At 38.7% G+C, this 14,145-nt stretch carries 13 protein-coding genes; 9 read left to right on the top strand and 4 right to left on the bottom strand.

Annotation, left to right across the window (positions count from 1 at the left end; all coding sequences use genetic code 11):
• Positions 1-101 precede the first annotated feature (101 nt).
• The 7 genes from H6G41_RS33135 (at position 102) to H6G41_RS33105 (ending at position 5,511) form a co-directional block, all read left to right on the top strand.
• Entirely contained in the window at positions 102-614 is a 513-nt protein-coding gene (locus tag H6G41_RS33135) for a hypothetical protein (protein WP_190752534.1), read from the top strand.
• A complete protein-coding gene (locus tag H6G41_RS33130) occupies positions 607-882 on the top strand; it encodes a hypothetical protein (RefSeq protein WP_190752532.1) in 276 nt (91 codons plus the stop codon). Before H6G41_RS33135 ends, H6G41_RS33130 begins: the two co-directional genes overlap by 8 nt.
• Before the next feature lie 324 nt (positions 883-1,206).
• A complete protein-coding gene (locus H6G41_RS33125; protein ID WP_190752530.1) occupies positions 1,207-1,761 on the top strand; it encodes a hypothetical protein in 555 nt (184 codons plus the stop codon).
• Between the two features lie 100 nt (positions 1,762-1,861).
• Positions 1,862-2,524, top strand: a complete 663-nt coding sequence (locus H6G41_RS33120; RefSeq protein ID WP_190752528.1) for a hypothetical protein — start codon at positions 1,862-1,864, stop codon at positions 2,522-2,524.
• A 248-nt stretch (positions 2,525-2,772) separates the two neighbouring features.
• The gene (locus H6G41_RS33115; RefSeq protein WP_190752526.1) at positions 2,773-3,426 is read left to right on the top strand and encodes a hypothetical protein; all 654 of its coding nucleotides are present in this window, start codon (positions 2,773-2,775) and stop codon (positions 3,424-3,426) included.
• Between the two features lie 64 nt (positions 3,427-3,490).
• A complete protein-coding gene (locus H6G41_RS33110) occupies positions 3,491-4,060 on the top strand; it encodes a hypothetical protein (protein WP_190752524.1) in 570 nt (189 codons plus the stop codon).
• Positions 4,057-5,511: an ATP-binding protein gene (locus tag H6G41_RS33105; protein WP_190752522.1), complete on the top strand. Its 1,455-nt coding sequence runs from the start codon at positions 4,057-4,059 to the stop codon at positions 5,509-5,511. Before H6G41_RS33110 ends, H6G41_RS33105 begins: the two co-directional genes overlap by 4 nt.
• 143 nt (positions 5,512-5,654) lie before the next feature.
• Here H6G41_RS33105 and H6G41_RS33100 read toward each other — a convergent pair whose 3' ends face one another.
• The 3 genes from H6G41_RS33100 to H6G41_RS33090 all read right to left on the bottom strand — a co-directional run bounded on the left by H6G41_RS33100 (position 5,655) and on the right by H6G41_RS33090 (position 11,058).
• Positions 5,655-9,173 (bottom strand): HEAT repeat domain-containing protein, encoded by a 3,519-nt coding sequence (locus tag H6G41_RS33100; RefSeq protein WP_242038139.1) that lies wholly within the window; start codon positions 9,171-9,173, stop codon positions 5,655-5,657.
• 146 nt (positions 9,174-9,319) lie between these two features.
• Entirely contained in the window at positions 9,320-9,679 is a 360-nt protein-coding gene (locus tag H6G41_RS33095; protein WP_190752518.1) for a CU044_2847 family protein, read from the bottom strand.
• Between the two features lie 701 nt (positions 9,680-10,380).
• Positions 10,381-11,058: a recombinase family protein gene (locus tag H6G41_RS33090; protein WP_190752516.1), complete on the bottom strand. Its 678-nt coding sequence runs from the start codon at positions 11,056-11,058 to the stop codon at positions 10,381-10,383.
• 514 nt (positions 11,059-11,572) lie between these two features.
• Between H6G41_RS33090 and H6G41_RS33085 the strand changes: the two genes are divergently transcribed.
• Positions 11,573-11,743, top strand: coding sequence for a hypothetical protein (locus tag H6G41_RS33085; RefSeq protein ID WP_190752514.1), 171 nt, complete (start codon positions 11,573-11,575; stop codon positions 11,741-11,743).
• A gap of 153 nt (positions 11,744-11,896) precedes the next feature.
• On the opposite strand, the gene H6G41_RS33080 is transcribed toward H6G41_RS33085, so the two are convergent.
• A complete protein-coding gene (locus tag H6G41_RS33080) occupies positions 11,897-12,139 on the bottom strand; it encodes a hypothetical protein (RefSeq protein WP_096649177.1) in 243 nt (80 codons plus the stop codon).
• 1,155 nt (positions 12,140-13,294) lie between these two features.
• Here H6G41_RS33080 and H6G41_RS33075 point away from each other — a divergent pair.
• Entirely contained in the window at positions 13,295-13,696 is a 402-nt protein-coding gene (locus H6G41_RS33075; RefSeq protein ID WP_096649173.1) for a fasciclin domain-containing protein, read from the top strand.
• The last annotated feature ends 449 nt before the right edge of the window (positions 13,697-14,145 follow it).

The following is a 14,145-nucleotide window of genomic DNA, read 5'->3' as shown; positions in this document are numbered from 1 at the left end:
GAGAAAAAGGCAACTATAGTACAAAACGTATTAAATTTAACTCTAATGACTCTGGTTAAATTTCCGTTACATACTTATAAATTTTCCTGCCCACCTACTTAATGCTGACATCTAATCAGATTAGGCGTTTACAAACTACCGAGCGATGGTTGAGAGAAATTAGAGATTCAGAAGGATTCAAAGTCTTGAATTACTGCCCAGATGCAACTTTAGGTGATGCAATTCAGGCTGTAGATGAACTATTACATTCACATAATTACTGTAATGAAAAGTCTGCTTCTTTTACTGATAACCAGTTGCAAAAGTATTTAGAACAAAAGCCAGTAATGCACATTCGCCGTGTGGTGACTCTGCGTGAAAAGATGAGTTCATTCATCCAAAATGCAGCATCAGAAGTAGCAGTTCTGAGCTTACTAACAACAGGTTTTATGGTTGTTGGTACTATCTTTTGTCACGGTGTTGACCGCATTGAGCAAAGTAGAGGCTCAGAATATCAGTCAACATGGAGTAACAACGCTCTTATTTTTGAAGGAAGCGCCATTGCATCTATCGCCGTCTTCTTGGGTGCAAACTTGATTGGTGCATGTGCAGCAGGAGGCAAGAAAGATGCATGACTTAATTCATGTCTACGAACCTTCTAGCCTGTCACAGTCGAAAGTGTATCAAATAAAGGGTGCGCTGTATCGCTTTACTGGTAAATGTCCTTGGGCAAGGATTGATCATCCACAATGGTGTTTCACCCCACTAGCCGGACAAAGGCGAAAAGCTGACATCAAGCTAAATCAGAACAAAGTCAGACATGAGATTTATGAAGTCCCAGGTATGGTTGCCAACCGTAAATCTGAAGTCATGGGACAGGGCATACAACAAACCTTATTCTGATGTGTTCGATTCGCGACTGGCTTGAATGCTCCTGTTGAAATGCGATCGCAAAAACTAGGCTATTCGAGAGCATAATTGTGGGGGTAAATGAGAAAGTGTCAGTAAGTCACAAATCCTGAAAAGTATTGTTATTGCGTGGTTATAACCTCGTAAAAGCACGATGCCTGTGATTTGTCAGAGTTATTTTCTAAGGTTATTGATAGTCGTCAGCTAAATGCGTATATCAAATAACTGGATTCAGCTAATTACGTACATCAAATACCTTGGACTTGTCCGGATTGTCAGTAAATTTTATACACCCTTAAGTAATAACCAAGAGGTAATGTGGCGACGAAAGAATATATAGCTAAGTATCGCCAGCTGAAGCTTCTTTACGAACGCGAGCTAGACAAACAGATTGCTGATATTACTTGGTATCGAGTGGTAGCAACCTTAAAGCAGCACTTCAGTTTTGAAGTACAGGCAGTAGATGCTCAAAAGATAGTAAGAGCGTTTGCCGGACTAAAACGGCGCTATGGCAGTTTTACGGGTCGCGGTGAAGGATTTAACGAACGCTGGCAAGCATTTAGACATTTCTATGAATTAGATACTCACTACGACGGCAGACAGTTTTTAGAGATTCTTGCAGACTATCTAAAAATCAATCTTGATGATGTACCGCGTAGCACTCGTTATTACTGGTTTGAACGTGCTGGCCTTTCTCTGAGTGCTATGGAAGGGCATCACAGCAAAGATTTAGCACTAGTCGCCTTTGTTGCAGCTAAATGGGCAATTAACAAGCGCTCGCAACCTGTGAAATCCGCAACTATCGAAGTTTTAACACTAGCCAAGCCAAGTCGCAAGTTACAAGTCGCAAGTCGCAAATGTACCCACGACTGAAGCCGTGGGATACAAGCCCACAACTGAAGTTTTTTATCTTACTTGCGACTTGCGACTTGCGACTTACTACTTGTTTTTAGTCAAATAAGGATTAATCACCATGTCTGACAAGTTTACCAATAACGTCCGCGCTCGCTTGTACAAACAGGGTTATCAAGGATTCACCAAAGACGATTACACAACAGCTGCTATTGCTGTAGAGTGCAATGACCTAAACAATCCCACCAAACAGCAATTGAGCCAAGCCGTTGAATATCTCAAAACCAAAGCAACCAGCCAATTATCTGTAGCCGATGCACCCATTGAAGAAACATTGCCAATAGAAGCAGAAGCTGCACAACCTGAGCTTGAATCTCATCAGCTTGCGGTTGCAGAACCAGAGATTAACGGTATCACTGTAACCAGTGAAGATAAGCATCAAATTATCACAGCCCAATCATCAGCCTTGGGCTTTGAGTTAACCGAACAAGAAACATTGAGCATTGCAGAAGATGTTGACGACACCTGGAGCGACTACAGCCAATTCCTCAGCAATGTAACATCTGCAATTAAAAGCTACGTGGATCATAAATTTGATGCCATCGAGCAATCATTTGAAGCTAACGCCCAAGACTTGAGACAACACGTAAACACTAGAGCATCTAGATTGAACCAAAAAGTTAACAACTTTTCAGGGGACATCAAAGCGGATATGGGGAGTATCCGCCAAAACATTAAAAGCACCCAATTCTCAATCCTCACCAGACTCAACGCGGTTCAATAGCGATGAATTAACGCTGCTTGAGTGCTTGGTAATTCGCTATTGCTCCCTGAGTTACTTCTCAAGAATTGCTGTTAGTTTGATTGCGCTTGCTGCTGTGATTTTCCCCTTACATAACTGGGTATATCTGCCAATAAAAGAGCATCAACAATATCAGCAATATCAAAGACGCAAATCAGCGATTGAGCAATATGTAAGAACAATGTCTTACCACTGCAATCAAATATTTACCCCAGTAAAAGAGTATCGCTGTGAAAAATTCAATCAAGCTCAAGAATCAGGTCACTTCCAAATCACGCCACTTAGAACGCCAATTAAAAACTAAATTCAACGCATCTACTAACTTAGTAGTTAGAGCGCTAACAGGCGATAAATCAGCCTTGAAGCTGATAGGACAGATGGGTAATGACGGCGCAAAGATTAGTGAATTCGCCCCACAAGTAAGAGAGCAGATGCTAGCTGCTATCAAAGGAACTGAGGATTTAAATGTAGTCCTGGGCGACATTTACAAACAAGCAGGTGTTAGCGGCGAAAAGATTGAAAGAGCAGTGCAGTCAGCGATTTTAGCTGACACCCATCTAGCGAATATCCTAGAAGAGATGAAGCTTGATTTCGCGTCATCCCAGGATAAAGAAGCGCTGCGTCATCAACAAGCAACAGATCACATCAGGCTAAAGTCGTGGGTGGATAAACACATGATGCAGGTTGATGGTGAATATAAGATGTTGCAGACGGAATTACAAACCGATATTAGACAACAAACAATTGACCTACAACATGATAGAGAACTGGGTAAATATTACCTAGAAATGGGTGATAACGCTCGTGATGATTTTAAACCTAAAAAGCAATATGCTGGGCGCTCGATTGTCCAGAAAATCAAATCAGCCTTGTTAGGTTTTTGATAACTAAACCCGTCAGTAACTTGAAGCTATTGCTGACGGGTTAGAAAAATAATCCGATTTAAACATGACATACGACATAGATGAGTCACAAGAGGAAATACTAAGCGAAGTCGCCCCAGATACCCCGTTACCAAAAGACTTGATAGAACACCTGGAATCCCGCAAGCAGCACCGCCAAGATATTATCAAGACCACTGAAAAATTGACTAGATTTTTTGTTGGCTGGTCGCTAAATTCAACGGGATTCTTTCTAGCTAAATATTTATTAATAACTGGCGGTGGCGTTAACTTCTGGTTAGCAATTTCGCTCTCGTTTTCTATATGCAGTGTTGGCTCTTTGGCTGGGTTAACAGGCTTGAGAGTTAATTACAACAGTGATGGGCTAGAGGTAGATAATATGCAAAATCTTCTAAAAACTGCTGCTGGCTTAGTATGTGCAGGTGTGACAACTTGGCTTGCAGTCAAAGACTATCAGTATTTTGAGAATTTGACATCTGAAACAGTCACCCAAATTAACAAAGACATCCAAATTATTGAAAAACAAAATCCACAATCAGACCCTTGGTTAAGTATTGCAGTCGCCTTGGCTTTATTCATTGGTTCCATTGCAGTGATTTTTAAAGGAAGGCAATGAAACAGGGTGTTTTGGAGTTAGCCCTGGCTGGTGTGTGTGGTGTCACTGCAATTATCGGGCTTGCAACATCACAAACACGCCAGCCTTATGATTTGACACAGATTCAGTTCTGCCCAAAGTCAATCAACGGCGTACAAAGTCAAATAAGGCTGGATAAGCGTTTTTGTAACCAGCCGCGTTTTGTCCTGGCTGAAGAATGGCAACGCTACGGATTGTATGGCAGCATCATTCCTTACAAAGGTGATGCCATTCAATGGGTGCGTGATTTACCCACAGATAACCCTCATCAGTTGTTGGGTGGTGCGGTTACAGTTATGGGGCTATGGGGTATTGTGGGTTGCTTGCTTGTGCGTTCCCAACGCCTCAAGCGCAAGGATTATGAATTGGGAGAATTAGAAAAGACTGGCGGCTATGCAATTTGGCAGCAACACAAGCACAAACGTGAAGTGAAGCAGCATTCCACCCAGCTTTATACTGAGCGCCTGAAGGATGGGCTGTCAGGACTGGATACAGAAGAACGCTTGGCGCTGGGGCTGACAGATTCTGAAAATGAACGGGCTAAGGCACGTATCCAGCTTGAGGATTTTCTAAAAGCTCGTGCTGTTAATCATTCTGTGATGGATAAGACGATTGCTGAGAATTTAAGGGACAGAGCGAAGGCGGAGCAGGAGCGTGGCAAGATTGAGGGGAAGACCAAGGGAGCGATCGCAAATAATGACAATCATCCTTTGACTGACCAGCGCCTTATCAGTGATTTAATCGAAGCACTGAAGAATCATGAAGACGGCTGGCTGTGGAAGATTATCGATAATCAAAAACCCGTTTGGGTATTAGGAGAAGCGGGAAGCGGTAAATCAACTCTAGCAGCTTCGATTGTCATGCTTAGAGAATATTTATTTGATATGCCTTTGTATCAGCTGATAGACGCACACGCCGGAGATAATTTAAGAAATGCATGGAAGTATTTAAGTCCTCAGTTGATAGCACAAACAGAATCAGATATAGGTCAAGCTTTTGATGATGCTCGCGAGCGCTGGTTAGATAGAATTAATAATCAACGTGATAAACAACCGCAACAGTTATTAGTTGATGAATTTACGAACTATTCTGAGTCAGATATTACCAAGGAACCTGCTAAAAAGTTTGTTAAAGCGTCTCTGAGTGACCCTAGAAAGGCATCAGAAAGGTTAGTTTGTATTGCCCATTTTTTTACTAATACTGCTGTTGGTGGCAGTGATGGCACTGCTAAGGGTAGAGCTAGAGGCACTATTCAAATTGACCGCAAAACTGCTGATGGTAAGACACCTTTGAAAGTTGCAGTAATTAATGGGTTAAATAATTCTGATGGCGATGCAGAAGCAGATAAAAAGGTGACAATTCCTAGTTGGTTGATACCTGAAAGTATTCACAAGCATTTCAACGGTCAACCGATTGATTTTGATGATGTGTGATTAATTGTTAGAGAACCAATTCTTTAAATGTCAAGAACTGGGAGTAGAGCGGGTGGCGCAGCGGAGTGTGGGGGGCGGGCTGCCCAGTCCAGGCCTACTCCAGGAGTAAATTAGGGACTTCCAAAGCGGGATAGTTACTTTCATCAGTTATCTCTTAGCGACCGAAATTTCTCTATTGCTATACAAAGACGAATTTTACATCTCTGCAATTTTTGCTTCACAAATACCCATACTGGGTTAAATTTTACCAACTCAGGATAAACAGGAATAAAAGGCTCTTTTTGTTTGCTAAATCTAACAGCTAATATTCTTGCTAAAGTGAAAATACTGTATTCATAAATGTCTATTTCCGGAAGGCGGATTATTTTTTCCAAGGTTTTTACATCACCAACTTCTTCCAACCACCTACGTGTATTGACTCTTACCTTCCAACTCAAGTCATCAAGGGTTGTTGTTAATGCTAGCGCTGCTTCTGGTGTACCAATTCTACCTAATGCCCTTACTGCTTCGCGTCTCATATACAAATCAGGATATTTGAGAGCTGCAATTAATGGCTGTACTGCATCGCGTGCACGAATCTCGCCTAGAGTCTCTGCAACGTGGAACCAAACATAAGAATCAGAATATTTGAGGGCTGCAATTAATGCTTGTACAGATTCTGGTGTACCAATCTTACCTAAAGCTGATGCTGCTCTAGCCCTAATCTCAGAATCAGAATCTTTGAGGAGGGCGACTAATACCGATACAACTTCTGGTGTACCAGTATTACCCAAAGCCGATGCTGCATTGCGCCTAACCTCAGAATCAGAGTCTTTAAGGGCTGCAATTAATACCTGTACAGATTCTGGTGTACCAGTATTACCCAAAGCCGATGCTGCATTGCGCCTAACCTCAGAATCAGAGTCTTTAAGGGCTGCAATTAATGCTTGTACAGATTCTGGTGTACCAATATTACCCAAAGCCGATGCTGCATTGCGCCTAATTCCAGAATCAGAGTCTTTAAGGGCTGCAATTAATGCTTGTACAGATTCTGGTGTACCAATATTACCCAAAGCCGATGCTGCATTGCGCCTAATTCCAGAATCAGAGTCTTTAAGGGCTGCAATTAATGCTTGTACAGATTCTGGTGTACCAATATTACCCAAAGCCGATGCTGCATTGTGCCTAATTCCAGAATCAGAGTCTTTAAGGGCTGCAATTAATGCTTGTACAGATTCTGGTGTACCAATATTACCCAAAGCTGATGCTGCATTGCGCCTAACCTCAGAATCAGAGTCTTTAAGGGCTGCAATTAATGCTTGTACAGATTCTGGTGTACCAATTTTACTCAAAACCTCTGCCGCATCCACTATCACTTGTGAATCAAAGTTTTTGAGAGCAGTAATTAATATCTGACACATCTGCGAATTAACTTTTCCCAATGCTACTACTACCGATTTAACAAAGTTGGCATTGGGGTAACGTCGCCAGAATTTATAAATTTTTTTGATTGTTTTGGCAATTACTTCAGAATTTTGGTTGATTCCAAGATAATACTTTCCATTTTGCTGAACTTCCGCAATACATCTACCTGCTAATAACAACTGTGTCCGAAAAATATCATCCTTTTCATTAACAAGGGCTTGTATCAACAACATAGGATTTTCCATAAAACTTGCCAGTAAAGTCAAAGTTTCATGCAAATCGTACTCCCAAAATATTTTTTTTGCTAAATTAATACCATCAGTGGAGTTATTTTTAATCGCTTGATTAAGATAATACGCTGTAAAATATTCCTGAAAAGTTCGATGTAAAAATAAATATTGTTCCACCTTTGGTGAAAGCTTTTGAATAATCCCATCTTCTTCTGTAAGCTCTTTAATTAATTCCTCAGTTGTATAATTTCTAAAATCGCGATTTTCTTGCTTATTTAAATATAATTCAATTTTATGATGCAATTCATCACGGGAAAAAATTTCTTTACCTTCATGGCTAAATTCATATGCCAGCACAGCTAATAATTTCTTTTTAGCAATAATGCCGATATTTTTCAAGGATAATCGGTTATTATCATTTTTCCATTGATTCAACATATAATCTACAGCTTTTTCATAAACTAGTCCTCTCCGTGCAGGAAGTACTACCCCTTTGGTTTGATATAAGCTACATAGCAAGGATAAAATTAGAGGATTTTGTGCCAATCCCCTAATTTGAGGTTTTTGTTGCAATTCTTTTATCAAATCCTCAGCAGAAACTGATTTATCTTCAATGTTACCTACAGCATTGTTAAACCAAATCCGAATATATTCTTCAGTTTGCTTTTGAATAAGTGGCATAATTTCTACATCTTTTGCACCATCTATAAAAGCACCACCATAACCTACAATCCTAGAAGTACAAATAATTGGACAAGAATAATTTCTAACGAAACGATTTAGCTTTTCTTTTAAACAATTGCGATGCTCTATTGGTACTTCATCTAAACCGTCTAAAAGTAAAATACATTTGCTATTATTTAATTTATCTTCTAATAATTGTTTGACATATTTAGCTGTTTTTGGATAGTCCCGTTTGACAATTTGAGGAATTGTATCAATAATTTCTCCCTCAGCTTCATCCAAATCAGATAATCGCAAAAACAACGGAAATATTACATGATTTATACTTAGTTTTGACTTAATACCCCAATTAATATCTTGCTTTATTCCACCTGCATGGGAGGAGTTAAGGGAGAGGTGTTTTAATAATTTCTCCCTTTCCTCACGAGCAATTAATCCAGCTTCCATCTTCAATAAAGTAGACTTACCCATACCTGGATCAGCCAGAACTATCATTTTTTGATGCTCTTTTTTCACCTCTTTCCAGTCAAGAACTACCCGCTTACCTTCCTCATCAAAACCTTTCATAGCATAGAGACGCTTGAATTCTTTATCACCTTCTTTATATGCCCAATTTGTTTCTAAAGTTACTTTTATAGGAATATATAGTTCTTTGAGAAGAATTTTTTCTTGAGTATGGAAAAGTTTTATATATTTAAAATTTTCTTCAATATCTTCTAGAAAACTGCATACAGCATTTTTGTCTGGCTCTAATCCCAGTACGTCTAATTTATCTAAAATGTTATCCCAACGTATTACATAACTTTCATCATTTTTACTACATTGAATTACCCCTACTACTCCACCTAAATCTTCAGCTAAAACAGCCCCACCACTACTTCCAGATTCAACCTTAGCATCAATTCTATGGGATAAAAAGTAAGAATTTTCTTGTGGTAGTCTATTCCAAATATTATGAAATTTTGTTTCTCTATTTTTATAAGTTGAAACAGTATTTATAGGAGCGCTACTACGAATACTACGGGCAAAAACATCATAACCTTCAGGAAAGTTATTTTTTTTTGTAGGTGGAAAACCATAGACTTTTACAGATGTTGATAAATGTTGAGAACTAATAAGTAAAACTGCTTTTGCATCCTCAATATTTATCTTTAAAATTGCAACATCAACCTCTATATTTGATAAATTTTCACACCATTTCGCCTCATACTCTTGCCCTTGATATTCTACATTGAGTGCATCCAACCAATAAATAACATGATGGCAGGTGATAATATAACCATCAGCGCGGATAACAAACCCAGAACCTGCAATATCTCCATTAGAATTTAGAATTTTTACCATTGATTTTCTCAGATCATCTAGGGTATAATTGCTCATGCTGGTAAAATATTGCAAGCCTCAAGTTATATTTTGCGCTCTCAAGCTTTCAGTGAGAGGATTTTTCTACTAAAAATTTATTCTTAACTATCCTTACCACACCTTCAAGCTTATGGTTGCTGCGGTGGATTCTGCGTACTCAAATCCCACTCAATAGTCACTTTCACATTCGCTTGTGCAGTACCCTTGGTTACAAAAGGAATCCCTTTCTCTCCCCCAGCTTGCAAACCAAATTCCATCGTTACTTTACTTGGGGAAAGCACACCATCTACCCCATGCTTTACACTATTAAGCACCATTCGGGAATAACCTCGCACCGTGCTAATCATCATCTTTTGTAATTTTTCTGACCGCTCCTTGATGTTGTCAATAACTCCAACTGCCATTAGTTCATCGCTGTCTTCTTCGTCATACTGGATGTAGATGATCTCGCCATCATCACCAATAATTTCTGTTATCTTTGCTGACATATACGTACTTTTACTGTATCTACTTAGCTAAGTATACCTTATCAAATGTTGCTCAATTTCTGATTTTTCGCTCTAAATGACAATCATCATCTGATCGACCAGCACAGCACCTCATCAGTTATTTAATCGAAGCGCTCAAGAATCATGAGGATGGTTGGCTGTGGAAGGTTATCGACAATCAAAAACCCTGGGTGCTAGGAGAAGGCGTAGATCGAAGGTTCGTGCCACCAATGTTACACAAGCAAGTTCTTAGCTGTTCAGAACTGGGAGTAGAGCGGGTGGCGCAGCGGAGTGTGGGGGGCGGGCTGCTGAGTTTTGGACACTCTACGAGTAAATTATTGCCCGTCCCCCACACCACCCGCTCTAAACGAAGTGTCCCCAGTTCGTCGGGGCCTCACCAGCTGATCGAGTCGAGTGAATTTTGATATCACTCTCAAGCTAGGATTTATCAACCCGCAGTATAGAAGACGGTGTAGACAGTTGGAAAGCCGCAAAGGTAGCTCATCCTATCGCTGTGAATTATACCCCATAGTGGTCATCACGCTGCAAAGATAAGCTATTTTTATCACTCAACGAAAGAATAGGGATTGTAGCGTTTGCGATTGATAAGTTGAATTTGATGGGTCGCGATCGCGTTGGTGTCGCTAACGTTGGTACAATACTTTTGGGTGTTGATTACACGTTTTGTGACGTGGGAATAATTAAGTCTTGTGATAAAGCCGATCAACCACTCGCTTAACGCTATTAGGGTGCCACTGTCTACCGAGTTTGGTTTTGTATCCATTCATATTCATCCACTGAGAAATTGCCCCAAAAGACTTACCAGATTTATGGTGCTTACGGATAGCTTCAATTGCGTCTAACTCCTCAAGATCAGGAATTAATTCACCATCAACAGCTTTTTGACCAAAGGCAGGAGCGCCATAAGCATAACCACCGTTGTCGGCTTTGGCACGTCTACCACCTTGCGTCCGCTCGTTGATAATGTCTCTCTCCAGCTTGGCGACAGCAGACATGACAGTTAAAATCATGTATCCCTGCGGTGTGGTTGTGTCCACTTGTAAATCCAGAAGGATTAGAGCTTTCCTTTGTGGTTGGAGAACATCATCAACCAGTGCCAGCACATCTCTAGTATTTCTAGCTAGTCTGTCTAATTTTGCTGCGATGATTCCATCAGCTTGTTCGCTTACAAGTTTTAAAGCTGACTGAAACTGGGGGCGATGAGTCGTGTTTTTACCGCTGCCTACCTCTTCAAAGATTTGTAACAGTTCGTGACCAAAAGCGTAGCAGTATGATTCGATTTTCTGGCGTTGTTCAGTTAAAGAGGTATTTTCTGCTTGTGACTCGCTGCTGACTCTTACATAACCAACCAATTTCATTGGGATTATTTACTCTGCCTATGATTCAGGGATTATAACATTACAGTTATTGAACTATCTGTAACAACGCAACTGGCACATATAGATACATGAGTGGCAATTACACAAAATATCTTTAATCTCTCTATGGGATTAGTTGAAGTTAAAAAATGAGCATAAATGCTTAGAAATCCAATCCATAGATTTAAGCAGCATCTGTCTGTTGGCAAATTTAGGAGCAATTCTCTTAAACAGACGCTCTGGTATACCAAGTGCTGAATCCTAGAATTGAAGAATTACCTATACTTTGCCAATAATTTTTTAGCTCTGACAACTAGTCATTATGGCTACAAAGCATCACTGGTGCTGTAAGAAATCGCATCAACTGGGGGCTTTATAATAATACTGGCAAGAGCTTCCTTTTGTTAAAGTCAGACTTAAAAATAATAAACCAGGTGTTAACTATGATTCAATCTTATAATCGCTAATATAATAAATTTATGTAATGTCTACTAGGTAGCTAATATAAATTACCATGAATAAAGCACTTGATATACGCCATATTAGCCCTAGAGTACGAGAGCTAATTAAGCAATATGCTCTTGTCAATAATTGTACCCAGGCTGAAATGCTAGAGCGTATTGTTTTGGAATGGAACAACCAACAAAGTGAAAGCGAAAGACCTCCAGGAGACGAAGACGAGTAGCTTTTTTGTACAAGACCTTGGCTTAAATAGAAATTAGTTAAAATCAGCTATTCTTTCACCAAGGTAATTTAGCTAAACTAAATTACTGGTATTAAGCTAATCGACATTAAGCAAATTTAAATGTGTTTTAGCTTATACACATAATTGATGATTTCACATTTGCTCAATACCTATATAGCCATCTTTCTCTAAAAATTTAATAGCTTTGAAGCCTTCATTTTTCAGTAATTGTAGCAGCTCGGCGTTATTATTAATATTGTACTTTTTTAATGCCTCATAAGTTTTAGTATTAATTATTCCTACATATTCATCTTCTTCTGTGTTATGGCTAATGGTTATGCCATTAGATAAGTTTGAAGTATAAGGAAAGCAAGCAAATAAAATGTATTTGGGCATAATAAAATTAATATTATCTATATTTTAAATAATTTCTAATCAAGTATCTTTAGAAGCTAAATAAAAAATTCTATATACCTACAGCAGATTTTTTTCTTGGATCTGCCATTATTTAGTACTTAATTAATAACTAAATAATGCGTTAAACAGAAAAAATTATACTTTCTGACTGAGTTAAATTGTATTAGCTAATTTGAGCAGCTTGTAGTACTAACCTCATGACACCTAGAGCAAAGAGATTGTTATTTCAAGAAGACAACTCCTGCTGAGTTCTATTAGATGAAGAATTATCAAAATGAAATAGTACAACATTTCAAATCTTTCTAGTTATTAGTGCCATACGGTAATAATAACTAGATGGAAATCTCTAGAAGCTTACGAATATAGGCTTTGGCAATTTTGAATTCCCTGTAGCTGCACCAAGTTTATCCATCATATCTATTTGGATCTTTTTTCTCCTTTTTTTTCTGAGGATCTTTTTTTTGTTTTTTGACTTCTCTATTACCTTTTTTTTCTTTAGACATTATGACTCTTCCTTCTAGTAATAAATAAAGTAGCTATAGGATGATGTACAACTCTAGCCAGGCTTTGACGCTAAAAAATTTGGGCATCCATCTTGGGTGCCTTTCATGTAGCATTTTTGCTGTTTCATATTTATAGTATAGCAGTTATATTTTTTTAAATATTTTATATAAATAAAAGCCCTGAGTTTAGCTAGATGAAAAACTGAATTCCATGTATTTTTTAATTGACTAAAAACTAAGTATTCACATTTAATGAGTTATAAAAATATTGGTATATATTGAAATAATTTATTTTTTGGCATAAATAATCTCAATTTTATTCAATCAGAGTACTGAGGAATTTTAAAATACTAACTTTATTCCCTAATTACATTCCATCTGAAGCTGTAAAGCTCTGAGGGAGCAGGATTGACGGTTTAAGACTACTCAAAATATTAAGTTATTATTTGGGAAAAAATTTGATATAGAAGTAAAAATTTAAATTAAAATTCATATTTATATGTATAAAAACCACTCTGTAAGTTATCTCTCCTGAGTAAATTTATTAATCTAAATCTGTAACAGCAAATACTTCTTATAAAAAAGTACGCTACAGTGAATATATAGATTAAAAGCTCACTAGGTAAAAAACTTGGCTGACATTATTGATACCGCTGTTAATGCTGGATCTTTCAATACCCTAGTTGCTGCAATCAAAGCTGCTAATTTGGTAGATACTCTTAAAGGTGCTGGGCCATTTACTGTTTTTGCACCTACTGATGAAGCATTTGCTAAGCTTCCAGAAGGCACAGTAGACGCACTGCTAAAAGACATTCCTAAACTCAAAAAAATTCTGACTTATCATGTTGTTTCAGGCAAGGTATTGTCAGCAGATGTGGTTAAGCTAAAGTCAGCTACTACGGTTGAAGGCACCAACGTGAAAATTGATGCTTCTAATGGTGTTAAGGTAAATGATGCCACTGTTGCAACACCAGATGTTGCTGCTGATAACGGTGTTATTCACATAATTGACACAGTGTTGATTCCTGCGTAAGCAAACGCGGAAATAGACAATATTAATTGTGGGGCGGTGATTATTAGGAATCACCGCCCCACCCCGAGTCAACCCACATGACTTTAACTTTTTCCAATAATTCTGTAGTATCTGTTATTGCACCAGAACGCAGTGAAGGCAAGCAATCTCATGAATCCCAAGCTCGTAACTTAATATCATTTTGAAGGTGATAGGCTCAAGAGCAAAGAACAGCCTAGACTGAAGTAAAAAACTGGAGAAGGCGATCAACGATGCGATCACCTTTTTCTCTTTGAAGCAATTTTGATATCACTCTCTTGCTAGGATTTCCACCCCAGGGTACAGAAGAGAGTGTAGACAAGTCAGGGCACAACAGGAGTAAGGGACTTCCAGAAAATAAACTATTCCATTAACAAGAATGATAATCATTTTAAGGGGGGAATGAAGGGGCTGCCGTCGGCAGCCCCTTC

The organism is Tolypothrix sp. FACHB-123, from assembly GCF_014697075.1.
In the GTDB taxonomy this organism is placed as follows: Bacteria; Cyanobacteriota; Cyanobacteriia; order Cyanobacteriales; family Nostocaceae; genus Aulosira.
Note: the sequence above shows the minus strand (reverse complement) of the source record. Positions and strands in the feature narration are given on the sequence as shown.

Coding starts and splice junctions, on each gene's coding strand:
- H6G41_RS33135 (WP_190752534.1), top strand. CDS start 102: ATGCTGACATCTAATCAGATTAGGCGTTTACAAACTACCGAGCGATGG.
- H6G41_RS33130 (WP_190752532.1), top strand. CDS start 607: ATGCATGACTTAATTCATGTCTACGAACCTTCTAGCCTGTCACAGTCG.
- H6G41_RS33120 (WP_190752528.1), top strand. CDS start 1,862: ATGTCTGACAAGTTTACCAATAACGTCCGCGCTCGCTTGTACAAACAG.
- H6G41_RS33110 (WP_190752524.1), top strand. CDS start 3,491: ATGACATACGACATAGATGAGTCACAAGAGGAAATACTAAGCGAAGTC.
- H6G41_RS33105 (WP_190752522.1), top strand. CDS start 4,057: ATGAAACAGGGTGTTTTGGAGTTAGCCCTGGCTGGTGTGTGTGGTGTC.
- H6G41_RS33100 (WP_242038139.1), bottom strand. CDS start 9,173: ATGGTAAAAATTCTAAATTCTAATGGAGATATTGCAGGTTCTGGGTTT.
- H6G41_RS33095 (WP_190752518.1), bottom strand. CDS start 9,679: ATGTCAGCAAAGATAACAGAAATTATTGGTGATGATGGCGAGATCATC.
- H6G41_RS33090 (WP_190752516.1), bottom strand. CDS start 11,058: ATGAAATTGGTTGGTTATGTAAGAGTCAGCAGCGAGTCACAAGCAGAA.
- H6G41_RS33085 (WP_190752514.1), top strand. CDS start 11,573: ATGAATAAAGCACTTGATATACGCCATATTAGCCCTAGAGTACGAGAG.
- H6G41_RS33080 (WP_096649177.1), bottom strand. CDS start 12,139: ATGCCCAAATACATTTTATTTGCTTGCTTTCCTTATACTTCAAACTTA.